We start from the raw sequence: 25,053 nt of genomic DNA on the forward strand, positions 1-25,053 counted from the left end.
ATAATGTGGTACAGCCGAGATACGTGTAAAAATAGGTATAGGCTTACTTTTATTTCCAATCCAGTTTTTTATAAAATTCCTTTATCCGTCTAAACTTTCATTTCCGCTTGTCATGTAAACAAACGTTTAGGTGACAAATGAGAACCAGGATAAAATAATCATATAAGGGTGTTTTTGCCCATCCTTCGAAAAGTGGGAATAAGTGGTTTATGTAACAATAGGAACAAACAGTGTTGGTTATCATATAGGGGTCACCATATCAAAAAAAGAAAATTGTACGTTAAGACACAATTTAGCCGGTTCCTTGTACGTTAAGGAACTGGCTACTTACTTTATTACTTTTTAATATAATTTTTTTTCGTAATGGTCTTATATCATTCTCCTCCGCACACCTTTTCTAAAAATTAGCTCAGTTTAGAGATCTTTGCAACAGAACCCTCTTAGTCCTCTTTTGGAAGAACAATTCTTTTATACAATTGAACTGTAATGAAGTAGTAAATCGCGTAAATGACTACGAACATAACAATCGGAACCCAAATACGGAAATACGGATCATGTAATATAAATCCAAACATATTCATACCAACTAAAACGTGAGTAATACCCACAATCGCTGGGAATAAGAACACTAAAAATAACTCTTTATAAATAGACTTCGTTAATAGTTCGCGGCGAACACCGATTTTACGAAGCATCTGATAACGTGTAATATCTTTTGATGCACCAGATAAAATCTTAAACATTAAACAACTTGCCATCATCGCTAAGAAGGCAATTCCTAGGAAGAAGCCCATGAATACAGTTCCGCTTGTAAAGCCGTAAAACTCAGTGTATATAGAATATTTACTTGTCAACTCGACTTCTGCTATTTTATATTTAGCTAATTGCAATTCGTCAATTTTTTTCAATTCTTTTTTATATGTTAAGAAATCATTTGTTTTTCCAAGAAATGCAATGTTCTCTTTACCTTGCAAACCATCATACATTTTTTTATCTACAATTTTGATTGTTTGATCAGTGTATAGATAATGTGGTTGAATCTTTATAAATGCGGTACGCCACTCCTTAGGTAAATTATCAGATGTCCTCTCAATAAGATTTAAAGTAGCACCTACTGGTAATTCTTCAGAAACGCGTTTGATTTTACTGGCATCTGCCAGTCTTTTAGCATTTTTTGAGTCTTGTACTAAAGGACGATTTTTCTCTAATTCTTCTTTTATATAATACACATATTTATCGTCTGTTTTGTAATGATATTCATTTTTCTCTTGGAATGTCATACCATTTAATATTTTCTTTTCCTCTGTGCTTGGATTATGAATCACTACATCATAAATCGCCAAAGTATCTACAGTACGCATAACGTTATTTTTAAAGGCCATACCAGTTGAAATTGCACCTGCTCCAAGTGCAACTAACATCGCTATTGTCGCTAGTACTTTTGTTAAACTATTAATACGGAAGTTTAATTGCGCGAATGTAAAAGCATTAAGACCTTTTTCACTACGCTTTTTATTACTCTTTAGTTTTTTAATCATAAATGGAAGGGCGGATCCAAATAACATGTAAGTCCCTGATATTATTGTAATTAATGCAATGATAACTCCCATTTCTTGTAACTTAGATATATTAATCATAGAATAATAACCAACGCCTAGTAAAATAATTGCAAAGACTGCAACGATTCCCGTGATTTTCCCTTTAACCACAGGACGTTCGGTTTGCGCATCTGCATGTACAAGTTGTAATACTGAAATACGTGATAATTTAATGCTATTCATAATGGCAGCTAACACAAATAGTGCACAGAAGAAAATACAAGTAACAGTTATTGATGGAACATAAAAGGCTTGATAACCACCTCCAGTAAACTCAAGTTGCTTCATAAGTAACTGTCCAACCCCTTGTGAAAGACCTAGACCGACTGTAATTCCGATTACAAGGGACGCCGCACCTAACACTATGGTCTCAATAAACATAAGAAATGTAACCTTATGCTTCTTTGCTCCTAACATCATATACATACCAAATTCTTTTTGCCGAAGTGATAGTAAGAAAGAATTCGCATACAAAATGTAGAAGAATGTGATGATCGCTAGTAGCACCGTACCAGCATGGAAGACGAATCCAATTTGACTAATAGTAGAATTGGATTTAAGAAATGCTTCATTCTGCGCTAATGTTTGGAACATGTAAAAAATTGAAATTGACATAACGAGACCAACAAGTAAGACGATATAATCTTTTAGCTTACTTGTTAGTCCTGACATGGAAAGCTTAAATAACATGCTTGAACCTCCTTTCTTATGCTTTTTGTGTACCTAAATCTGCAAGCACATCTAAAATTTCTTTATAGAACTTTTCACGCGTATCAGTACGATGAATTTCTTTATATAATTCGCCATCTTGAATGAATAGAATACGTCGGCAGTAACTTGCACTAAACGGATCATGTGTAACCATCATAATGGAAACACCTTGTTCTTCATTTAGATTTGTCATCGCATCTAAAAGACTCGTTGCATTTTTAGAATCAAGTGACCCTGTTGGCTCATCTCCTAAAATAATTGCTGGTTCATGTACAAGCGCACGGGCTGCTGCTGAACGTTGCTTTTGTCCACCAGATACTTCAGATGGATATTTTTGAAGTATTGCTGAAATCCCTAACATGTCCGCTACTTTTTCCACTTTCGGTCCAATCTTACGAGACGGAACACCTTGAAGTGAAAGCGGCAATGCAATATTTTCATAAATGGATAGGTTCTCTAGTAAATTAAAGTCCTGGAAGATGAATCCTAATTTTTGAGAACGGAAATCAGAAAGCGCTCCTTGCTTCATCTTCGTAATATCCGTGCCTGCAATTTTAACAGCACCGCCTGTTGCTTTATCCAATGTTGAGATTACATTTAGTAACGTTGTTTTGCCTGAACCAGATGGTCCCATGATGCCAACAAATTCACCCTCTTGAATCGAGAACGACACACCTTTTAATGCGTGTGATTGGCTTTCGCCTTTTTTACCGTATACTTTTTGGACGTTTTTAACGTCGACAACTGGTTTGTTCATATATATCCTCCTACACTTGTTTTTCCTTTTCCTATTCTGTGGTTTTTCGACATAATCCGCCATCGGTTAACATTACATTTACCTTACATTTTTGTAATATATAAAACCAGGTCCTGTTGCAAAGTTGAACAGTGTCCCAAAATAATAAATTTAGCATGAATCCCCTTTTTCGGGGGGATGTGCAAAAATACCCAGCATAAAAAATCGATTCCTTTACATAAAGGAGCCGATTTTTTTAATTTGGCTTATTAAGCTAATGCCCCCATTAGTTTAATTAAAGGACATTTATATAGAAAACAGATGAATATTTTATTGGATTCTCATATGAACTATCATTAATTTACAAGTACTATTTGCCCTAACTCTGATACCAATATAAAGCGAGGTCATTCATTGTTGAAGTGTGCCCCTGTTGCCTTAGCATGGTTGTTATGTTACCTCGATGATAGGTACCATGATTAGCAACATGAAATAAAATTTCTGAGTATGCAGTCTCTCTAGCACCTGACCAAGGATTATTCAAATTAATTTTTTGTTCTAAATCTTTTTGGCTATTCATCCATTCTTCATACTGTGAAGCTAGTTCTTCGAAATACTTAATAAATTCATCTACAGAATATAAATTAGTCTTTTCTAATAATGACATAGAAGCTTCCAATGCTTCTTGCATATCAATTCCTTTAAGTACTTGTAACCACATTACATCTACTACATAGATATGGCTAAACGTTTGAGCAATATTTGGATATGAACTATTAGCCTCTTTATATAGGACATTGTTTGGTAATTCTTTCATTCTTTCTAGTAACACCTTATTAGCCCAAAGATGGTACTTATACATATTTTTTGCATGGTTCATTTAACAGCTACTCCTTTAGTTCTGTTTTTTTAAAAGTTGATATCTAGATTATAAAAAAAGATATATGACAGCAGCTTGTCATATATCTTCATAAACCTTTATTATTTTTTTTGCTTCATCTATTAAAATTGATTGCAGTTCCATCGGTTTTACAATTTTAGCACCGCTACCAAAGCTTAAAAGAATCGATTTAAGCCATCCAGCCTGTAGAGGTTGATAAACAGAAATTGTAATTGTCATACTTCCGTCATCGTTAATGGTTTTTGAAGAATTCTGGAATTGGTCTAATGCTTCTGCTAAAGAATTAGGACTTACCCAGATTACCACATCCTCAAAACCCACCAGATTACGGTTTGAATAAAATGCTTCATCTTTAATTTCGTGATTTTGTAGAAACTTTTCTTGTGTCAAAGTGACATCCATCATACGTGATAATCTAAATTCTCTATAATTCTGACGTTCTCTACAATAACCATATATATACCAGTTACGGAACTTATAATGAAGGTGAATAGGTTCTACTTCACGAGATGTAAATTCATTTTTATTGCTTACATAATTAAAACGGGTCACCTTTTTTTCATGTATAGCTTTTCGCAGATTCATTAATGAATTGGGTTCTGTTCTATGGCTTTCCAAGTCAACCAATAAAGACTTATTATTACTGTTTGTATCCAGTAATTTTAGCCTATCTATCGTATGTTCAATTTCTTTATCTTTAAAAATATTCGATAAACTACTTAATACTGTAATTAAATTCAGAATGTCATAAGAACCCATTAAGCTTTTATCAAATTTGTATCCCTTTATTATACCGAATCCCCCGTTAGTCCCTTGGTAAGAAACAACTGGTATTCCAGCAGCACAAATAGCTTCGATGTCTCTATAAATTGTCCGTGGTGATACTTGAAATTCATCAGCTAAACTAGAAGCTGACAAAATTTCATTATTTAAGAGCTTGAATATGATTGATATCAAACGTTCTAATTTCAATTCTCATTTCCTTCCCTTAATAATTGATTAAGCGACCATTGTCATTCCATTGACCGTACATTTTATTTTCTCTGGTATTTTCAATAAACTTATCCAATCTTTTATTAAAAATATTAGGTTCATTTCTATAACTTTGTATCGTATCAATTCTAATCCTTCTGTATAGATCAGGAAAATTAATGAAGTTTTGATATAATTGGTCATCTTCTTTCAACCGAGTTTCAATATCTGCATCTATAGTAAAAGATTCAGGTCGCATATCAGGAAGAACTCTCAGTCCTTCTTCTTTCATCAAACCTAATTGATATAATCTCCTTACTCTTTCCTTATTTAATTCTGTCCAATTACTGTTTTTCTTTCTTGGGGAAAGTCTTTGAGCAAGTTCAGTATCTGATATTTTCTTCTTTATGCCATCAATCCAACCAAAACATAGTGCCTCTTCAACTGCATCTAAATACTGAATCACTTCTGATTGTTCAGTTATACTTACTATCACCCAACAAAATCTTTCTGTTTTTGAGTTTTCCTCAAGCCAATCTCTTAATTCCAACCTTGTCGTAACTCTAAGTAAATTCTCTATTTCCATTTTTAAAATTATCCTTTCTAAAATGAATATATGTCCTAAATATAACTGTTTAATAAATTTGTTATATCGGTAACATAAATGGTACCATCTTCTCGTAAATCTCCTAGCATTTTTTTGAGTTGTTCGCGATCCTTTGTTACTCCAGAAATTTCCTCTTAAAAATAATGTCCATTCATTGAAGAAGCCATAGAGATAGAATAGCTTTATTACATTTTGTCTTATTCCCCTTTTTCGGAGGATGGGCAAAAACACGCTATAACTGTCTTAATTAGATATAGCGTGCTTTATTCTGTAGACTGTTTGCCGAGTTATACCGTTTTCTTTTGCAATATGAGAAATGGCTTCGCCATCATTTAACATTTCAATCACTCGATTGTATACTAACCTTTTTTGAGGGTCCTTTGCTGTTGGGGAATAGATGGTTGGTCTTCCTTTATAGACACCTTTCTGTTTGGCTATCGAAATTCCTTGTGCTTGTCTCCTTTTCGTTTCTGTTCGTTCCTGTTCCGCAATCATAGCCAAGATTTGAATGATTAAATCTTTGATGAATTTATCTAATAAAGAATTTCCAATTGCTTCTGCCATAATAGGTAGGCTTGTAATAATTAACTTTACTTCCTTTTTCTTTAGATAATTAACAGTCTGAATAATTTCATCATAATTACGTCCAAGTCTGTCGATAGCTTCTACCATAAATGTATCTCCACTTCGAACAAATTGTAATGCCTCTTGAAATGCTTCTCTATTGTGAACAGATGCACCAGATTTTTGTTCAGTGAATATTTTTTCCGCTCCAAATTCTTTTAATATTTGTATCTGTCTATTTAAATTTTGATCTAAAGTTGAAACTCTAGCATAAGCAATTTTCATTTTTCAAAATCCACCCCATTTTCAAACCTATTATCATACACCCTAATCATACAATTGGAACCGAGTGTTTTCAATAGCCAACCAATGGATGATTAGGGTCTACCCATAATAGACAAAATTGGATTCTTTATCGTAAGATGAAAGAGTCCGCCACCACTTTTGGTATAATGCTAACTAGGAGGAATGAGATTGACTTCAGTTGAACGTACAGCATATCCCAGATTTAAACAAAACTTAACTAAGAAAGAGCTTGCAACAATTTATACGATTACACATGAAGAAAATATATTTGCACATCGTGTAGCACGTGGAGAAAGTTCGGTTTTTAATTGTTTAGTCATGTTAAAGTCTTTTCAACGATTAGGCTATTTTCCACGTCCTAAGGATATTCCACCAATGGTGATTCAACATATTCGTTCATGCCTTAGTATATCTGATGAAAAAGAACTCAAATTCAATCCAAAAGTGATGTATCGACATCAAAAAGAAATTCGTCAATATTTACACGTATATGCATTTGGAAAAGATGCTTTGCATGTAGCTACAAAGGCTATCTATAATGCTTCTCACGTGATGGATCATCCTCCGGATTTAATTAATGTTGCCATTGAAGAATTAATTAAAGAGCGCTATGAATTACCAGCATTCAGTACTTTAGATAGACTTGCTCGTCGTGTCCGAACACTGGTTAACAACCAATTGTGTCATATAGTTATGACTCAGTTGTCAAAACAAGAAAAACATAAACTTGATGAATTACTTTATACTTCGCAAGAAACTAAGCACTCTGGTTTTAATTATTTTAAAGAACTTCCTAAAAGCCCCTCAATTTCTCATATGAAAGAGCTACAAAACAAACTAGATTTTATTACATCTTTTATGTCGAACATCGAGGAACTATTAAAAGAGATTCCAAATTCTAAAATTAAACACTTTGCATCAGAAGCACTAGTTTTAGATGCATCAGAAATAAAAGACTTTCATATGGCCAAAAGGTATATGTTGTTATTGTCTGTTATTTATCGTTCACAAATTGTAACAAGAGATAACATAATAGATATGTTTTTAAAAAGGATTGCTAGGATACATAAAAGAGGAAAAGAAAAATTGACTTTTTTACGAGAACAGCAACGTTCTATAAGTGAAAACCTTATTTCTATATTAAGTGAAGTTTTACATACGACTCATATGTATGATGATACGAACATGATAGGAAGTAAAATAACGGAGTTATTTGAAGAAAAAGGCGGTATCGATTCTTTACAACAAGATTGCCTAGCTATTTCTGCGTATAATGGGAATAATTATCTTCCTCTATTAGAAAAGTTCTATAACAGTCATAGAAAAACCTTATTTCGATTGACTTCATTATTAAAATTGGATTCAACGACTCAGGATGATTCTCTTATAAAAGCTTTACAATTTTTGTTGCTAAATGAAAATCGAAGAGTAGAACACCTTCCTACTAATCTTGATTTATCATTCGCAAACGAGCAATGGAGACAAACTCTTCGAGTTGGAAAGGATTCTAATTTATTGTATCGTAAACGTCTTGAAATCTGTATATTTTCCTATTTAGCTTCAGAATTAAAAACAGGTGATGTGAGTGTACAAGGTTCTGAAAAATACGCTGATTATAGGAAACAGTTACTACCTTGGGAAGAATGCGAACCGCTAGTTAAGGATTATTGTAAAGAACTTAATTTCCCTTCATCTCCTACTCATTTTGTTAAACAACTGAAACACAAGTTAACTTCTGTCGCCAATACGGTAGATTTAAATTATCCAAATAATGGTCAGGTGATTATAACAGAAGATGGAGAACCTATTTTAAAACGATTAACACGCAGAGATGTGTCTACAAGTAGTAAATTGTTAGAAAAAGAAATTATACAACGTTTACCAGAACGAACCGTATTAGACATACTTTGTAATGTAGAACATTGGACTCATTGGACCAGACACTTGGGTCCTTTATCCGGATCTGATCCTAAATTAGAAAATCCAACGGAACGCTACATTGTTACTACATTTGGATATGGATGTAATTTAGGACCAACACAAACAGCCAAACATATGCGTAATACGATTACAGCTCACATGCTTTCTTTTGTTAATCGTAGACATATTCATATTCCGAAATTAAATGCGGCTCTTCAGGATGTTTTGAATCAATATAATACATTTAGTTTACCAAAACTATGGGGAACGGGAAAAGTAGCTTCAGCTGATGGAACAAAACATGATATGTATATAGAAAATTTAGTATCAGAATACCACATTCGTTATGGCGGATATGGAGGGCTTGCCTATCATCATGTTGCGGATAATTATATCGCTCTTTTTAGTCATTTTATCCCCTGTGGTGTTTGGGAAGCGGTATATATTATTGATGGGCTATTAAAAAATAAATCTGATATTCAACCAGATACTCTTCATGCGGATACACAAGGACAATCGACACCTGTATTTGCCTTATCCTATCTATTAGGAATTCATCTTATGCCTAGAATTCGAAATTGGAAAGATTTAAAATTTTTCCGTCCAGATAAACATACGCATTACAAACATATAGACCCTTTATTTAAAGATGTAATTGATTGGGGGTTGATTGAAACACATTGGAAAGACTTATTTCAAGTGGTTGTTTCAATTAAGATGGGGAAAATATTACCTTCGACGCTTCTTAGAAAGTTAAGTAGTAATAGTAAGAAAAACCGATTATATCAAGCGTTTCGAGAGCTTGGAAGAGTGATTCGAACAATCTTTCTTCTTCAGTATATTTCAGATATGAAATTACGTGAACAAATTACAGCTAGTACCAATAAAGTAGAAGCCTATAATGGTTTTTCAAAATGGTTGTTTTTTGGCGGCGATGGTATTATTACGGAAAACGATCCAATCGAACAGGAAAAACGTATCAAATACAATGATTTAATCACCAATTCTGTAATTTTTCAAAATGTAGTAGATATCACTATGATTTTATGGCAACTAAAAAAAGAAGGTTATCGCTTTTCACGCCAAGATTTAGAAAGGCTAAGTCCTTATATGACTAGACATATAAAACGCTTTGGGGATTATGTAATTGATTTACAGAAAATCCCCCAGCCAATAGAAGAAACGATCCCTCTATAAGCTCAATAGGTCATAGTTGGGAAAAAAAGTAAGGCTATGACCTATTTTTACACGTATCTCGGCTGTACCCCTAATCGACTTTATTGTAAATTAAACAACTTTATTATCACTCAATATTATGTTAGTACGTTGGTTGTACCCCGAATAGAAATCCCCTTGTTGACTATAATTTGAATATATTTAATAAGTACGGTACATGAAATTTTATAAAGTGGGGACATATGAGATTACATTTAATAAAAATAGGGGAGAATGGAATGTAAGAGTATGGGGCAAATGTATTTACTATTATAAAAATGGAGGGATGTTATGAACGCAGTTTTTAGAAAGTATAAACGGTCTTTAAACGCGTTAAATGCTGCCAATACATACTTAGATAGTTTATTGCAAACAAAAACGTATCTGCAGCTCATAATACTGATCTTATTTTGTATCGCTACAGTATACTTACCTTCCCCTGCATTTACGTTCAATTTTATAAATAATATAGATATCCTGTTACAATATGCGTTTAAAGCATTATGTTTTTCGCTTCCTATCTCATTGGTATTTTTATTTATAATGTGGGATCAAAGATTTTTGTTTTCTAAAAAAATCACTTTCCAGCATCTGAAAATCTCTTTCTTCAGTGCTTTCATTATTTATATTATTATGTTGCTGTTTTTGGCTGTACTAATATCCCTAACAACATTCACCGGGACGTCTAACCCCATTGGGAGTGAAGGGAATAACAATATGTTTCATAAAACGCCTGGAATTGCAATACAATTAATTGGTGAGAATATTATGTTTGTATCTATATTATTCTTTTGGCACAAGATTACACGCTCCTTCGTAACAAGTCCCATTACCTCAATTACAACCTCTTTAATATTGTCTGGAAGCTCATTTGGGCTACTCCATCTTTCCACTTATAATTTTAACTGGATACAATGTTTAACTATCATCGGTATACCAGCCATCGCTCAAATGATTTTCTTTCTAATATTTAAAAATATCCATATGGGATACATACTTCACTTCAATTACAATTTAATTATTATGCTTTTTAACTACATAGTTTCTATTTAAACTATTTTACAACTAAAAACAAAAGAAAAGGTACCCCTGCTGCAAGGTACCTTTTCTAAGGGGTATAACTCATTAGCTAAGCGGCCGTTGGTCAAGTATACCGCCTAGACTATTACATGAGTTATGTTTTTATTATACATTGATCATATCAAAAATATTATCATTAGTGAAATTAACTTTCATTATTTTTTAATTTTAAAGCTGCCACCATAATAATAATTTTCTCCAAGTTTCATAACAGCTACATATGATCCTGGCTCATAAACTGATGTAATAGGTGTTACAAATCTACCATAAATATGCGCAGTACCAGAATCATAAATTGTTTTATATCTTTGCATATTTACTACTTTATTTTCATTTAATCGATATATCTTTACAATACCTGTATCTTTACCACCTGTATAAATTGAGATTCAGCAGAAGCAGTGGAAATGTTTCCAACAGTATAAGAAAATACACTGACTCCAATAGTTAACGTCCCAATAGTAGCTACTTTTCCTAAAAGTTTCATTTTTAAGCCTCCTAGTTTATTAAGAGCTTTAAAATCTTACTCATGAAATACAGCTGTACAATCAACTGATAAAAATGTTGGGTTAAAATAAAGTTTGATTATAAATGCTTTGAAAATCCTTATTGAATTAGCACTAAAAAGAATCCATTTCGAAAAAAGATTAATCAAAATGGATTCCCATGTTAAAGTCTAAACGTAGATTTTATAAAAAGATTGGTCAAAACTAATGAGCATATCAATTACAAAAGTTTACTTACTTGTACTAGAATTATTCTATTCTTCAAACCAAAACAGAGTCTGGATAGGCGCTTCTAATACCTTTGCAATATCATAAGTAAGTTTGAATGAAGGGTTATATTTTCCGTTTTCGAGATTGCCAATTGTTTCTCTTCTAACCCCAACCTTATTAGCTAAATCTTCCTGAGACATATGTAACTTTACTCTATATTCTTTCATTCGAGTCTTAAGTGGCATCTTGCATTCCTTTCTTTTCTCTACGCTCAAATATTTCTAAATTAATTAAGAAGGTACCTAATGGTGCAAAAACTGAAATAATAACAAGGAAACGAATTATATGTAGATTTTCAAAAATAAAAATACTCAAAACTAGTATGATACCTAGTACCAATGCTACGAAAAAAGCTCTTGTAGCAGAGATGCGAACATGTAGTATAAAAAGCTCATCTGGTACTACTTTTGCATATGCAAAGAAGAAAAAGAAACTGAATAGGAGACCTGCCCACGTAATATCACCTAAAAATGTGAAAGGTGCCAAAAACCCTAAAAAACCGATAAATCCTAAATAAGCTATTTTATTTTTCATACAATCCTCCCACGTGACATATTTCACTCTTTATGTTAAAAATATATCACATAGTTTTGCAAATAGAAAGGATTTAAAACAGTACAAATTTGTTTTAAATCGACAGTAAAACCACAAAAAGATACGTGAAATTGCTGCTAAAAGCACCCTTCAAAAGAATCGTTATAACAAAAAACACACATTATTGATACAATATAATTATTCATCGAACTAAAGAGAAAACACAATATAAATTTAGGAGGAGAAATACTTTGGAAATAGATCAAATAAAGAATATCCTAAGAAAAAGAGCAACTATCTTTCAAACAGGAGGAAAAAGACCCGATTTATCTATAAATGAAAGTTGGATTGGAAAAATTCCCTATTCATTACCAAATGAAACTTATCCAATCGACCGCTATCAAGAAAAAATGTATGGGATCATGATGCTTAATTTAACTCAAATACCTTTTGTTCCAGAAGCAGTAAAAGATATGAAAGCCATCGCAGTATTTCTATCTCCAAACTTTGCTAAAGATTTGTCCAACTTATCAGGAAATTTTTGTATTAGAGAATATGATTCTTTAGAGAAACTAGTACCGAATGAAATGTCACTTACGTTTCCTAAACTAAAACCTTTTCCCTTAATTCCTAAATTAGTAACTAATGAGTTTCCACAATGGGATACAGAAGATTTTCCAAACAATATGCAAAATAGAATTTTAGAACTTGAAAACACAAATGAGATTGACTACTACGAGGATATTTTTGAAGAAAATCATTACATACATAAATTAGGTGGCTATGCTTGTTTTGCCCAATCAGGCATCCAATGGCCCGCGGATTATGAATTTATTTTTCAAATAACAGACGACCCAAAAGCACATTTAAAGATTATTCATGGCGGCGGAATTTATTTTGCTAAAAATAGCAAAACAAATGATTGGATCGCACATTGTGACTTTTTATAGAATTAGAATATAAAGTGACGTTTTCTCGTGTGAAATTTTGCTTAGCATATATTCTTGTTAAAATGTTGGCGGTATGTCTATAACTACAAGCTTTAATGGATTAAAAGGAAAAAGGGGATTTACAATGAAGAAATATGTCAAATTACAAGCGTGAGGTAGGCCATCTAGTCTCATTGGTTAAAAGAACTTTATTCATTAAATATATTTAATGAATAAAGTTCTTTTTTAATTTGTAATTAGCCCCCATAACTAGGTCTTTTTAGAACATCGTGACCTTATTTCAAATCTACATATATTTATCTTGAACTAAAAAATCTCCTTTTAAAAGAACGTTAGTTCGTATATAATACAAACAGAACAAACGTTCTTTTGAAGGAGATGTATTAAATATGTATGACTATTCCCTTTTGCCTAACCGCAAAATTTGTTTTGTTGATTTGAAAAGCTTTTACGCATCAGTTAGTTGCGTTAAAAGAGGGCTAGATCCTCGATATACAAAACTTGCCGTAGTGGGGGATGTTAATCGTAGCGGTTCAATTGTACTTGCAGCAACTCCTCCATTAAAAGCATTAGGTGTCAAAAGAATGGCTAGGAGCTGGGAGATACCTAAAAGGTCAGATATTATAGTTGTTAACCCTAATATGGAAACTTATATTAAATGTTCTAATTACATAACAAGTTTAGCGTTACAATATGTAGCACCAGAGGATTTTTTTCAATACAGCATCGATGAATTCGCTTTAGAGCTAGATTCATCTCTACATTTATTTGCTTCAACGCCTTATGAATTCGCTCTTAATTTCCAAAAAGAAATATACAAAAAAACAAGACTAGAATGCACAATCGGTTTAGGACCAAACATACTCATGAGCAAGCTAGCGCTTGACCTGGAGTCGAAAAAAAATGAAACTGGCATTGCGCAATGGGGATACGAGGATATTCCAACTAAGCTGGGGTAGTACCAGCGTCTGTACAACCAGGGGCAAAGTAAATTTAAATTAGTTTGCAAAGTCCTATATAAAGGGCTTTTTTTATACTTCAGATTCTTATAAGATGTTGCTGATACTTACTATTATAGGGAGGGAGCAACATAATGAAGCAAAATTGGGATCTGGAGGAACTAATTGAACATTTCACAGTTTTTCCAGAAGAGGTTCGTTTACTTGGAAACAAATATGGTGGAACAAGACTTGGATTTGCTGTTCTTCTTAAGTGTTTTCAATATCAAGGCCGTTTTCCAAAAGGAAAACATGAGATACCAAAAGATATTATTAATTTTGTCTCAAAGCAATTAACCGTTTCTTCCGAATTGTTCCAAGAATACGACTGGAATGGAAGATCTATTAAATATCACCGTGCTCAAATACGGGACTATATGGCATTTAGAGACTGTACGCTAGAAGATATGGAACATATAAAAAAATGGATCCATACAAACATATTACCTCAAGATTTGCAGATAGAAAGGGTTAGGGAACATGTATTACGTTACTTAAAAGAAAAGAAGATTGTTCCTCCTGCTCAGGATCATCTAGATCGAAATATCAAATCCGCCATCCATCAATATGAAGAAAGCTTTTTTCAATCTATCTATTCGCGCCTCTCAGAACACTCCAAATCAAAATTAGATACTTTCGTACGTACATGGTCAAATACAGAACAGATGGAAGAAGATGAGACAATCCTCAGTTTTCGAGAACTTGTGTCCGATCCTGGAAGAATTGGATTAGACAGCCTATTCCGAGAGGTAGACAAACTACGTACAGTTCGCGATATACAGCTTCCACAAGACTTATTTTATGGTGTACCACCCAAAGTAATTAAGAAATACAGGCAAAGAGCTGTTTCTGAGGATATCAGAGAGTTACGTAGGCATCCTATTCACATTCGATATACCTTGCTTTCTGCCTTCTTTTGGTGCCGAGGTAGAGAAATTACAGACAATCTTGTTGAACTTATTATACAGATTGTACATCGTATGGGGGCTAGAGCGGAACGCAGAGTAGAAAAGGAATTTCTACGCGACTTAAGAAAGGTAAGAGGTAAAACGAATTTGTTATTCCGGCTGGCTGAAAAAGCAGTTGAACAACCCGATGGTGTCATACGAGATGTCTTGTTCCCTATCGTTAGCGAAGATACGCTAAAAGATATTGTGAAGGAAACGAAACATGCTGGCCCAGCTTACAGACAAAAGGTATATACCGTCATGAGATCATCTTATGGAAACCATTATAGGAGAATGATACCGGATTTATTAGATGTATTAGAATTTCAATCGAATAACGATGTGCATAGACCTGTTATTGATGCTATTTATTTGTTGAAACAGTATCGACGTACAAGTCAATATACGTATGATGAGGCAGATTATATCCCTATAGAAGGGGTTATAAAGCCCAATTGGATTGAAACGGTTATAGATAAGGAAACAAACCGGGTTAACCGAATTAATTATGAAATTTGTGTCCTACAAGCTTTAAGAGATCGACTAAGATGTAAAGAAGTATGGGTGGTAGGTGCTGATCGTTATAGAAACCCTGAAGAAGATTTACCAGAGGATTTTGAGAAAAAAAGAGAAGAGCATTACAAAGCATTACGAAAACCCCTTGAAGTGCAGACTTTAATTCGAGAGCTTAAACAAAATATGTCCAAGCGCTAATAATAAACCAGTTGCCACTGTACCTGTACGATTACGTCCACCGGAGCAATGGAAAAATACTTTTTTATCTTGTTCAAAAGCTTCTTTGACCGCTGCAATTGCTTTTCTTACTGATTCATCTTGTCCTTCAACACCTTCTACGATAGGATAAGCATGACGTTTAGTTCCAGCCGGAAATCCTTCTGGTTCTTCTCCTCCAGCACGTAAGTCAAACACCTCTGTAATCCCGTGTTTTTTTACTGCCTCTTGTATTGCGTCCACTCCACCAATATATACTTTTCCTTTTACGAGTTCGTGATAGTTCGTCATGTTTGTTAATCTCCTTCAATTATTATTTAGCAACAGTTAGATCCGCCACTGATAACAAGGCCTGCACCTTGTTGATCTTCTACATAATCTAGTGTCAATGTATTTACTAATTCAACAACCTTTGGATCCATAGCAACTTGAATACCGTTTACTGTTTCTTTGACATCATTTTCTTGTGCTTCGCCTAAATTAATACCGTAGCTAGGACCACAGCATCCAGCACCATCAAATGTAAAACGTAATGTTGTAACACCATTTTCTTTCATAGCAGTTTCAATAAACTCTTTTGCTTTATCTGTAATATTCATTTTCATTTCTCCCCTTCATAGTAACTAATTAAAAATGTTTTATTTCACTAAAGCTTTAAGCTTCTCATATCCCACAATATCATCTGATTGCCAAGGGATGATAACACAGTTATTTTGTGATTCCTTTTGAACCGCTTGAATCCATTGTACTTCAGACTGCGCTCTTCCTCTTAACACGGAATCACTTGTATGTGTTGCATAAAAACTTTGATTGATAACCCACCATTTCGGATTAATATTCGCACGTTGTAAGTCTCCTTGTAGACGACTTGCTTCATGAACTGGTGTCGCTTCTGCAAGCGTTACAATTACAACACTTGTTTCTTCTGGATTACGCAAACGTGGTAATAAGTTCTTCACAGACTGTGGTACTTCACCGGAAGAACGTGCAATTTCCTTATGATACGTTTGTGCCGCATCCAACAACAATAACGTATGACCCGTTGGCGCTGTATCAATAACTACAATTTCATCATTTGCTCTTTCAACAATATCCGCTAAAGCTCGGAAAACTGCGATTTCTTCTGTACAAGGAGAACGTAAATCTTCTTCTAAATACGCTAAACCTTCTTCGTCAACCGTATCTTTTGCTTGCTCTATGACTTCCTTACGATAGTTTTCAACTTCTACTTTTGGATCAATTCGACTTATCGTAATATTCCCTTGTTCTCCATGCATGACATAATCAATATGTGCTGCGGGATCAGTTGTAGTTAAGTGTACATGGTGTCCTTTTTCAGCCAGACCAACTGCAATTGCAGAAGCTACCGTAGTCTTTCCGACACCACCTTTTCCCATTGTAAAAATTACTCGTTTTCCTGATTCTGAAAGATTAGTAATCAATGTCTGAAGTGAAGGAATAGAGACGGCATTTGCTTTTTCATTCGAAATCGAGAGATTTTCCATTGGTTGAACCAGTTTTCTCATATTCTCTATCCCAGTAACATTAAACGGTACTAATGGAATTTCATAAGTAGGAAGATTCTTTAATTCTTCTGCCATGTTTTCTAACGCACGTGATTGTCTCTTAAACAATGCATTTGAGACATCATCATTTTGCACATAGTCTTTCAAGATCCCATTTACAAGTAGAAATTGATTACTAACACCAATTTCTTTTAATTCATGAGCTGCTCGTTCCGCTTCTTGCAATGGAGAACTATCTGGTCGTGTGACAAGCAATAACATTGTTTGTTTTGGATTAGATAGTGCTTGAACCGTTTGACTATATAACTCTTTTTTATCTCCAAGGCCTGCTAATGGTCCTAAACAAGAAGCTCCATGAGTACTTTCTTCTAGGAAACCACTCCAAGCCGTAGGAAGTTGAAGAAGACGTAACGTATGACCTGTTGGCGCTGTATCAAATATAATGTGATCGAATTTCGATGTTAATTCTTTATTTGTAAGTAACGTAGAGAATTCATCAAATGCGGCCATTTCTACTGTGCAAGCTCCAGATAATTGCTCTTCCATCGTTGTAATAACTGTATCAGGGAGCTTTCCACGGTATGGCCCAACAACACGTTCTTTATATTCATGGGCTGCTGTTTCAGGATCCAAGTTAGCTACTTGCAGATTCGAAACACTTGGAATTTCTTTCGGTTTATTCGTAAGCTCTATTTCAAACACATCTTGTAAATTAGAAGCTGGGTCAGTACTTATTAATAAAACTTGTTTCCCCATATCAGCTAACGTAATAGCTGTTGCACATGCAGTAGATGTTTTTCCAACTCCACCTTTACCAGTAAAGAATAAAAATGGTGTGAATGCTATTGTGTTTGGATTATATAAGTTTGTCATTGCCTTTCACTTCTTTCTCTATTTTTTCACGTTCAGCTTTAAACGTACGACTGGCTTTTGACTCAACTCTTCTTTTGTTACATCTGTTAATTGTGCAAGTTCTCCATTTGTAAGGTGACCTTTTTCTTTTACTACTTTTCCATCTGCCAAAGTTACAGGTAACACGTCTGGTCCTTTATCTGTTAAAAGTTGACTGATAACAACATTATTAGCAAATGCATCTGGTTCACTTGCCAAATTATAACGAGTTACATCAATTCCTTTATTTTTCAAGTTGTTAACAGCAACTGAAATACGAATTAACTCTGGATCAACACTTGGACCGCAAACTCCGGTAGAACAACACATTGCAGGATCAAAAATTTCAATCTTTTTCATCTCTGATTTCTCCCCTTCTTTATAAAAAAGCCGAGAAAGAATTCTCGGCCTATTTTATTTTCAATTATTCTCCTGTTTCAGCATACTTTTTAATGCGTGCGCCAATTTCATCACGAACTCTTTGGAATACAGACCATTCCTGACCCGCTGGATCATCAAATCCCCAGTGAACTCGTTTTACATGTGGTGGTGTTGTCGGACATATATCATTTGCGTGACCACAAAGTGTTACAACTAAATCTGCTTTGTCTAAAATATCACGGTCAATGATATCAGATGTTTGGTCCGTAATATCGATGTCTACTTCTTTCATTGCTTTAATTGCATTCGGATTTACTCCGTGTGCCTCAATACCAGCAGAAAGTACATTCCATTTGTCACCTAAATATTTTTTACCCCAAGCTTCTGCCATTTGGCTACGACATGAGTTTCCTGTGCATAAAAAGTAAATTGTTTTCTTGTTTTCCATGATAATTCCACCTTTATTATGAATGTTTATTTTTATTGTGTTTGAAAGTATTTACGTTGGAACCAAAGTGCTACATTTACAAGTGCTATCATAACTGGCACCTCAACTAAAGGTCCGATTACTGCTGCAAACGCTGCGCCTGACTGAATTCCAAATACACCTACAGCTACTGCAATCGCTAATTCAAAGTTATTGCTTCCAGCCGTAAACGCTAATGTTGTTGATACCCCGTAACTTGCACCGATTTTTTTGCCCATAAAGAAAGAGACAAAGAACATGATTACAAAGTAAATGAGTAATGGAATTGCAATACGTACAACATCAAATGGTACGCTAACAATCACTTCTCCTTTTAAAGAGAACATCACAATGATTGTAAATAGTAATGCGATTAAAGTAATTGGACTAATCTTTGGAATGAATACTTTTTCATACCATTCTCGTCCTTTCGTTTTTACAAAAATTAAGCGTGTTAACATTCCTGCGATGAATGGAATTCCTAAATATATAAACACTGATTTTGCAACCTCTGCCATTGTTATATCTACAACAGCACCTTCAATTCCTAACCATTCTGGAATAACTGTTACAAACACATAAGCATATACTGAGAAAAATAACATTTGAAATACAGAGTTAAAAGCAACTAATCCAGCCGCATACTCCGTATCACCTTTTGCTAAGTCATTCCAAACGATAACCATCGCAATACAGCGAGCTAAACCTATCATAATTAAGCCCACCATATATTCTGGCTTATCCGGTAAGAATATAACAGCCAAAGCAAACATCAAAACAGGACCGATAATCCAGTTTTGTACCAGTGATAATACTAATACTTTTACATCTTTAAAAACGCGTCCCATTTCTTCGTAGCGTACTTTAGCGAGTGGCGGGTACATCATTAAAATTAAGCCAATCGCAAGTGGAATAGAAGTTGTTCCTACCTGTAGACTATTCATTCCATCAACGAATCCAGGTGATAGATATCCAACTCCAATCCCTACTGCCATTGCGAGAAAAATCCAAAGGGTTAGATATCGATCTAGGAAAGATAGACGTTTTTTCCCCGTGTTGCTCATCCTTCTCACTTCCCTTTCTAACTATTTATTAACAACCACAACGAAGTGTAGGATTGCTCTTCACAATTTGTTTAATTTTCTCTGTTTGGTCTGGTACATGTGCTAAAATATCTTCTAAAAGCGTGTATAAATCACTTGCCTGATTTAAAGAATAATAAATCCATTGGCCTCTACGCTCTTCTTGTACTAAACCTAAATCCTTTAACTTACGAAGATGCTGACTAATTGAAGGTTGACTCATATCAAATACTTCAAGAAGCTCACAGACACAGCATTCACGCTGTTTCAAAATGGAAACAATCGTTAGCCGTGTTTTATCTCCAAGCAATTTTAACAGTTGTGATGCCTTACCTAATTCTATAACCGTTTTCTCCATCTCCACACCTACCTTTTTATAATTACATAAGCATATACTTATATGTTGAGCGAAAATTAAACATAATATCCGTATATGAATTAAAATGTTAATGTTCTTTCACTTATATAAGTATATAATTAACTGCTTATATAATCAATTGAAAAGCTCCTTCACAACAGAATTTTCACACTAAAATCCCCTCCTCCTAAGGCACTATATGTATTACTTGGCCTAGAATTACTATATTCGTCATGTTTAAAAGATATACATAGAGAATATGGATTCAATTCCTGAACTTAGTCACCTAATTTAAGTCAAAATCCATGTTCAAATCATATAATACTTATATTGTCTCTACTCTATAAGTATTATATGATTTAATCTTCTTGGTACTTTAATAAGGGAGCATTTATTCTACAGAGATTAATTTCTCCATAACCATGATATCAACATACTTTCCATCTAATATCCCTTGCTTTTCAAATACTCCTACCTCACGGTACCTTAATCTTCTATATAATCCTTGACCTAAATTATTAAAAGGAAATGTAAACAAAATGAATTTGTAAAAGCCGCTCTGTTTTCCTATATTCTCTAAATAAGTAAGTAACTTTTTACCTAAGCCTTTTCCACGATATTCTCTCTTTATATATATAGATAATTCTCCTACACCTTTATACGCACAACGATGACTATAGGGATTAATAGAAGCCCAACCAACAGTTTGAGAATTCTCTTCCAACAAAATTACTGAATACCTTTTATCTCGCTGAAATAACCATTCCATGACATATTTATCCGTTTTTGTTTCAGTTTCTAAAGTAGCGATGCGATCTTCAATACCTTCATTATAAATAGTTGTAATCTCTGATACATCTTGTTCAGTTGCTCTTCTAACCTCCATTTTTATCCCCCTTAATACATTCACTTACTTATCTGTTTTAATTCCTGATAAGCCCTCAAGAAATTTTCATAGGTTTGTTTCCCTAAACTGTCTGTATTTAGTCCAAAGAAATTTTCAATCGTGTATTTCTTGGCCTGTTCGAGGCTACATTGCCGTGTATTCATAATTAACTTCATATAAGATAAAAAATATTCATTTTTCAAGTTACCTGCACGATTAATAACCATCAAATTGCCTTCTCTCATTAAAATTAATATTCATAAAGATGAAGGGTGTATTTTACTCCCCTTAATACTTACTTATTTTAAGAACAGGAATTAGTACCACAACATGAATCATCTACTTTATTAGATTTTAAATTCACACTACAAACCCCTGTTTCCGGCAAATCAAGTTCCACTTTTTCAGCAGCCTTATAGTCTCCAGTAAGATAAGCAGTAATCGATCTAACTTGCTCATAACCTGTTGCCATTAAAAATGTAGGTGCTCTTCCATAACTTTTTGAGCCTACAATATAGAAATCCTTTTCGGGCTGTCGAAGCTCTTTTTCACCGTGTGGGCGAACCGTACCACAGCTATGAAGGTTTGGATCAATAAGTGGAGCTAATGCTTCCACACTTTCCGTAGCGGAATCAATAGAAGTACGTATTTCGTCTATCATTGATAAGTTAGGTCGATTACCTGTGTTTACAATCATCTCATGTACGTCAGTAATGTTTATTTCTTTTTCCTCTTGATGACCAATAATATTCATTCCTTTTTCCGATCTAGCTACATATTGAATTTTATAAGGTGTAAATACCGTTATCCGTCCGCTATCAACTAATTGGTGAATACGGCTCCCTAAATCACCACGAGCTTCAAGTGCATCTTTTTCTTCACCACCATATGCTTCTTCAACACGTTGTTTTCTCATAATCCAAAGAATATTAGTTTCTGGATAAGTTTCTTTCAATTTAGCTAATTCCAGTAAAGCATTAATTGCGGAGTGTCCACTTCCTACAACAGCTACTCGCTTATTTACATATCGCTTTTGTTCTCTTCCTAAAATATCTGGGATTCCATAAAAAATATGCTGTTTAAGAGATTTTTCTTCCTTTAACCAAATTCCATTTGAATTCGCTGGATTAGGATTCCCCCAAGTACCTGAAGCATCTAACACAGCCCTAGCTTCATAAACTTGGAATCCACCTTCTTTTTCTGTATAAATCATAAATGGCATACTTTCACGGTTAGCTGTTTTCATTTTATCTGTATCTTTCCGTCCTATAGATACTACTCTTGTATTCAAGTGTATAAATGGTTTGATTTCTGGTAGGTCTGCTAGTGGCTGTAAGTAATTTTCAACGATCTCTTTTCCTGTCGGTAATCCTTTTAAGTCTGGTGATTCCCATCCATGCTTTTTTAAAAGAGAGAACGCTTCTTTATCTATGTTATATTGCCAAGGGGAAAATAAACGTACATGTCCCCATGTTAAAATATTTGCTCCTATACTTGAACCAGCTTCTAATAAGATGAATGATTCTCCACTCTTTGATAAATGTGCTGCCGCGGCAAGTCCTACAGGTCCTCCCCCAATAATAGCTATGGGTAATTGTTTAACCTTAGGTGAATCAATATTTGTTGGTAAGGATTTAGTTTCATTCCCACAACAATCCTGCACTTTGAATGGAATATTTATAGATTTCATAAAAAAACCTCCTATTTCTCCTAGTTAAATCAAAAAAAATTGATTTATAAATTAAAATGTGGCTGCATCATTCTCGCCCTTAATTAGGACATAGGACGAAAGATACAGCATAGTTGCTCAGATAATAATGCATCAACTTCTGTTTTATTGATGTTGTAATAACTCCAAGTTCCTTTTGTTGCCTTTGTAATGAGATTAGCATCAAGTAGCAGTTTTAAGTGATATGAAAGTTTTGATTGTGGTAAATTAAGAATTCCTGTTAAATCACAAACGCACGTTTCCCCACGCTGACATAATTCATATAGGATATGCAGTCGCTTTTGATCTGCTAATGCTTTGAATTTCTTTTCGTGTGTTTCAAAAGATTGGGTAGTTAATTGATTGTACAGTGTTAGTTCTTTCATACTACCTCTCCTTAAATCAATTATTTTTGATATTTTTATTATATGCCAATGTTTATTGTTTTACAATTAATAAATCAAAAAAAATTGATTAATTTACTTTTACAAAAGAATCGTTTATAAAGGTATACCTTTGTAAACGGCAGATCCATATCTATGAAACATTGAAATATCGAGTTTATAAAGGTTATGTGAATATATTTATAAGCGTTTATATTTAATTACCACCTTTATAAATAGAATATCGTTGTAATTCTTCCGCAAATGGTTGTAGTTAACCGTGAATCGAGAGATTCATAAAAAAACGTCATCCTTTCTAGTCTAGCTTGTTAAGAAAGGATGACGTTTCTTAGTACTTGAGGGGTATTAAAATTTCTTAAATTAAAGGGCATGTATGGTGACTTCTAATAAGAAAAGACACCCTCTCGAGTGTCTTTCTCTGACTTGAACCATTTCAATTTAATATGAATATATCCGTATTTTTCCCACTTATACGTGTAAACACATCCTATAATACAAAATCAATTATTTATACCAGATTGTTAGTGTACAAATACAAGAGAATTGGGATCAATGTAGAGTGACGCCACATCTATAAAGTTAGTTTATTGATGTGTTCCTCTTTTAAAAACGAATCTGTTTTATAGAATGTATCCACAAGTAATATTTTACTACATTTAATATTCGGTTCGTGTATTTTTTTGATAATTATGCATTATTTCATAATCTTTAATTTGCACAATAAAGACATAACCTACCTTTCTTAAATTCTCTCTCCTATTTTGAAACAAGTCCTATGAGACGCTGTGAAATACCTTTACATTAGGTTCAACAATCTATCCCAATAGACTTTATTCTATTGGGACGAACTGGGAAACATTGATACACAAGACTTCTTATCCTTAACGTTGTAAAAGCGCAAAATTCTGACGCTACCCCTTTAATAACAATTAGAATCTAATTGTTAGGGAAATACATATATTTTGTTATTATAATAGATTCTATATGTTGATAAATTTTTACATATATTCCAATCGGTTCCATATAGCTGTATGATTAACTTGCAAGTTATTTTTATTCAGGAGTAATAATGTTGAAACGTGTCATTGATATGCGCTCTACAGGTTTAGTAATTTGTGTAATGTTATTGGATTTATCAAGCCTGTAGACACATGCAATTAGAAGAAAATGAAAAAAATGGAGGTTTTACAATGAAGAAGAAAATACTTGTAAGCACATTATGTTCTTTAGCAATTTTATCAGGGGGTACAACAATGGCTGGTGCTCAAACAACTAGCGGAAAGGTAAGTTCTACAGATACAATTAATCCAGCCAATCCAGCCTCTATTATTCAAACAAACTACAACACTCAAGGAAAATCATTAATAGCATCAGAAACATTAGTAGCTTCAGTTACTTCTGCACCAACTCCAATGGACGGACAAAAAAATCGTTCAAGTGGAAATTTCAGTATTCAAAATTTACCAGAGAACACATATGCATTAAAATGGGTTATTGTTGGTGCATCAGACGGGATTCGTTTTAATGTTATGAGAGATGTTTCTGGTGGTAAAGACCCAGTTATTTGGAACAATATTTATAGTGGGAATTCTACAGATGTTAAAACACACAGATCTTTTTATATCTCAAATCCATCCGGAGCGAGTGGAAACTTTACTGTTAATGTTTACGCAATACATTAAATCTAGAATATGAATCACTTTATAAAAATAAACCTCTTGTAAAGAGGTTTATTTTTATAAAATCATCATAACATCAGAATAGAAGTCTATTACTTTGATTCTACTATACTTTTATGAAGTTA

General features: G+C 33.8%; 24 protein-coding genes and 3 pseudogenes. 6 read left to right on the forward strand and 21 right to left on the reverse strand.

Annotated elements, in window-relative coordinates:
- Positions 1-440: 440 nt before the first annotated feature.
- From QRY57_RS00285 to QRY57_RS00310, 6 genes are all read right to left on the reverse strand, one after another.
- Positions 441-2,288 (reverse strand): FtsX-like permease family protein, encoded by a 1,848-nt coding sequence (locus QRY57_RS00285; protein ID WP_286015161.1) that lies wholly within the window; start codon positions 2,286-2,288, stop codon positions 441-443.
- A 16-nt stretch (positions 2,289-2,304) separates the two neighbouring features.
- On the reverse strand, positions 2,305-3,066 hold the full coding sequence (locus QRY57_RS00290) for an ABC transporter ATP-binding protein (RefSeq protein WP_286015162.1): 762 nt from the start codon (positions 3,064-3,066) through the stop codon (positions 2,305-2,307).
- Between the two features lie 358 nt (positions 3,067-3,424).
- Positions 3,425-3,925 (reverse strand): DinB family protein, encoded by a 501-nt coding sequence (locus tag QRY57_RS00295; RefSeq protein ID WP_286015163.1) that lies wholly within the window; start codon positions 3,923-3,925, stop codon positions 3,425-3,427.
- Between the two features lie 78 nt (positions 3,926-4,003).
- The gene (locus QRY57_RS00300) at positions 4,004-4,918 is read right to left on the reverse strand and encodes a helix-turn-helix transcriptional regulator (protein WP_286015164.1); all 915 of its coding nucleotides are present in this window, start codon (positions 4,916-4,918) and stop codon (positions 4,004-4,006) included.
- A gap of 16 nt (positions 4,919-4,934) precedes the next feature.
- The gene (locus tag QRY57_RS00305) at positions 4,935-5,504 is read right to left on the reverse strand and encodes a YdeI/OmpD-associated family protein (protein ID WP_286015165.1); all 570 of its coding nucleotides are present in this window, start codon (positions 5,502-5,504) and stop codon (positions 4,935-4,937) included.
- Positions 5,505-5,768: 264 nt separating this feature from the next.
- Complete coding sequence (locus QRY57_RS00310) at positions 5,769-6,374, reverse strand: recombinase family protein (RefSeq protein WP_286015166.1); 606 nt, start codon at positions 6,372-6,374, stop codon at positions 5,769-5,771.
- A 189-nt stretch (positions 6,375-6,563) separates the two neighbouring features.
- On the opposite strand from QRY57_RS00310, the gene QRY57_RS00315 reads away from it, so the two are divergent.
- On the forward strand, positions 6,564-9,512 hold the full coding sequence (locus tag QRY57_RS00315; protein WP_286015167.1) for a Tn3 family transposase: 2,949 nt from the start codon (positions 6,564-6,566) through the stop codon (positions 9,510-9,512).
- 309 nt (positions 9,513-9,821) lie between these two features.
- A complete protein-coding gene (locus QRY57_RS26950) occupies positions 9,822-10,583 on the forward strand; it encodes a hypothetical protein (RefSeq protein ID WP_349775659.1) in 762 nt (253 codons plus the stop codon).
- Positions 10,584-10,765: 182 nt separating this feature from the next.
- Here the strand turns inward: QRY57_RS26950 and QRY57_RS00320 are convergent.
- The 4 genes and pseudogenes from QRY57_RS00320 to QRY57_RS00335 form a co-directional block, all read right to left on the reverse strand.
- A pseudogene (locus QRY57_RS00320) lies at positions 10,766-10,999 on the reverse strand (DUF5065 family protein); the annotation flags it as partial.
- Positions 10,960-11,097 (reverse strand): hypothetical protein, encoded by a 138-nt coding sequence (locus QRY57_RS27050; protein ID WP_286015168.1) that lies wholly within the window; start codon positions 11,095-11,097, stop codon positions 10,960-10,962. The gene QRY57_RS27050 and the pseudogene QRY57_RS00320, both read right to left, overlap by 40 nt.
- Positions 11,098-11,370: 273 nt before the next feature.
- Positions 11,371-11,571 (reverse strand): helix-turn-helix transcriptional regulator, encoded by a 201-nt coding sequence (locus tag QRY57_RS00330; protein WP_286015169.1) that lies wholly within the window; start codon positions 11,569-11,571, stop codon positions 11,371-11,373.
- The gene (locus QRY57_RS00335) at positions 11,561-11,920 is read right to left on the reverse strand and encodes a DUF3796 domain-containing protein (protein WP_286015170.1); all 360 of its coding nucleotides are present in this window, start codon (positions 11,918-11,920) and stop codon (positions 11,561-11,563) included. Before QRY57_RS00335 ends, QRY57_RS00330 begins: the two co-directional genes overlap by 11 nt.
- 251 nt (positions 11,921-12,171) lie before the next feature.
- On the opposite strand from QRY57_RS00335, the gene QRY57_RS00340 reads away from it, so the two are divergent.
- The 3 genes and pseudogenes from QRY57_RS00340 to QRY57_RS00350 all read left to right on the forward strand — a co-directional run bounded on the left by QRY57_RS00340 (position 12,172) and on the right by QRY57_RS00350 (position 15,529).
- A complete protein-coding gene (locus QRY57_RS00340; RefSeq protein ID WP_286015171.1) occupies positions 12,172-12,870 on the forward strand; it encodes a DUF1963 domain-containing protein in 699 nt (232 codons plus the stop codon).
- Between the two features lie 389 nt (positions 12,871-13,259).
- Positions 13,260-13,823, forward strand: a pseudogene (locus QRY57_RS00345) (Y-family DNA polymerase); the annotation flags it as partial.
- A 140-nt stretch (positions 13,824-13,963) separates the two neighbouring features.
- On the forward strand, positions 13,964-15,529 hold the full coding sequence (locus QRY57_RS00350) for a DUF4158 domain-containing protein (RefSeq protein WP_286015172.1): 1,566 nt from the start codon (positions 13,964-13,966) through the stop codon (positions 15,527-15,529).
- Here QRY57_RS00350 and QRY57_RS00355 read toward each other — a convergent pair.
- From QRY57_RS00355 to QRY57_RS00405, 11 genes and pseudogenes are all read right to left on the reverse strand, one after another.
- Positions 15,515-15,838: pseudogene (locus QRY57_RS00355) on the reverse strand (protein-tyrosine phosphatase family protein); the annotation flags it as partial. The gene QRY57_RS00350 and the pseudogene QRY57_RS00355 sit on opposite strands and share 15 nt — an antisense overlap.
- Positions 15,839-15,864: 26 nt before the next feature.
- On the reverse strand, positions 15,865-16,146 hold the full coding sequence (locus tag QRY57_RS00360) for a HesB/IscA family protein (RefSeq protein ID WP_286015173.1): 282 nt from the start codon (positions 16,144-16,146) through the stop codon (positions 15,865-15,867).
- A gap of 39 nt (positions 16,147-16,185) precedes the next feature.
- Positions 16,186-17,946, reverse strand: a complete 1,761-nt coding sequence (arsA, locus tag QRY57_RS00365) for an arsenical pump-driving ATPase (protein WP_286015174.1) — start codon at positions 17,944-17,946, stop codon at positions 16,186-16,188.
- An 18-nt stretch (positions 17,947-17,964) separates the two neighbouring features.
- Positions 17,965-18,324, reverse strand: a complete 360-nt coding sequence (arsD, locus tag QRY57_RS00370; protein ID WP_286015175.1) for an arsenite efflux transporter metallochaperone ArsD — start codon at positions 18,322-18,324, stop codon at positions 17,965-17,967.
- 64 nt (positions 18,325-18,388) lie between these two features.
- Positions 18,389-18,793 (reverse strand): arsenate reductase (thioredoxin), encoded by a 405-nt coding sequence (arsC, locus tag QRY57_RS00375; protein ID WP_286015176.1) that lies wholly within the window; start codon positions 18,791-18,793, stop codon positions 18,389-18,391.
- 32 nt (positions 18,794-18,825) lie between these two features.
- Entirely contained in the window at positions 18,826-19,875 is a 1,050-nt protein-coding gene (gene arsB, locus QRY57_RS00380; RefSeq protein ID WP_000072357.1) for an ACR3 family arsenite efflux transporter, read from the reverse strand.
- 28 nt (positions 19,876-19,903) lie between these two features.
- Positions 19,904-20,251, reverse strand: a complete 348-nt coding sequence (locus QRY57_RS00385) for an ArsR/SmtB family transcription factor (protein ID WP_286015177.1) — start codon at positions 20,249-20,251, stop codon at positions 19,904-19,906.
- A 391-nt stretch (positions 20,252-20,642) separates the two neighbouring features.
- Positions 20,643-21,137 carry an arsinothricin resistance N-acetyltransferase ArsN1 family A gene (locus QRY57_RS00390; RefSeq protein ID WP_286015178.1) on the reverse strand — a complete coding sequence of 165 codons (495 nt, stop codon included), beginning with the start codon at positions 21,135-21,137 and terminating at the stop codon, positions 20,643-20,645.
- 20 nt (positions 21,138-21,157) lie between these two features.
- Positions 21,158-21,364 (reverse strand): hypothetical protein, encoded by a 207-nt coding sequence (locus QRY57_RS00395; protein WP_286015179.1) that lies wholly within the window; start codon positions 21,362-21,364, stop codon positions 21,158-21,160.
- A 77-nt stretch (positions 21,365-21,441) separates the two neighbouring features.
- The gene (locus QRY57_RS00400) at positions 21,442-22,827 is read right to left on the reverse strand and encodes an NAD(P)-binding domain-containing protein (RefSeq protein ID WP_286015180.1); all 1,386 of its coding nucleotides are present in this window, start codon (positions 22,825-22,827) and stop codon (positions 21,442-21,444) included.
- 83 nt (positions 22,828-22,910) lie between these two features.
- Positions 22,911-23,231 (reverse strand): ArsR/SmtB family transcription factor, encoded by a 321-nt coding sequence (locus QRY57_RS00405; protein WP_286015181.1) that lies wholly within the window; start codon positions 23,229-23,231, stop codon positions 22,911-22,913.
- A gap of 1,208 nt (positions 23,232-24,439) precedes the next feature.
- Between QRY57_RS00405 and QRY57_RS00410 the strand changes: the two genes are divergently transcribed.
- Positions 24,440-24,931, forward strand: coding sequence for a hypothetical protein (locus QRY57_RS00410; protein WP_286015182.1), 492 nt, complete (start codon positions 24,440-24,442; stop codon positions 24,929-24,931).
- Positions 24,932-25,053 lie beyond the last annotated feature (122 nt).

Origin of the sequence: Bacillus arachidis (genome assembly GCF_030285945.1) — a bacterium.
Lineage (GTDB): Bacteria > Bacillota > Bacilli > Bacillales > Bacillaceae_G > Bacillus_A > Bacillus_A arachidis.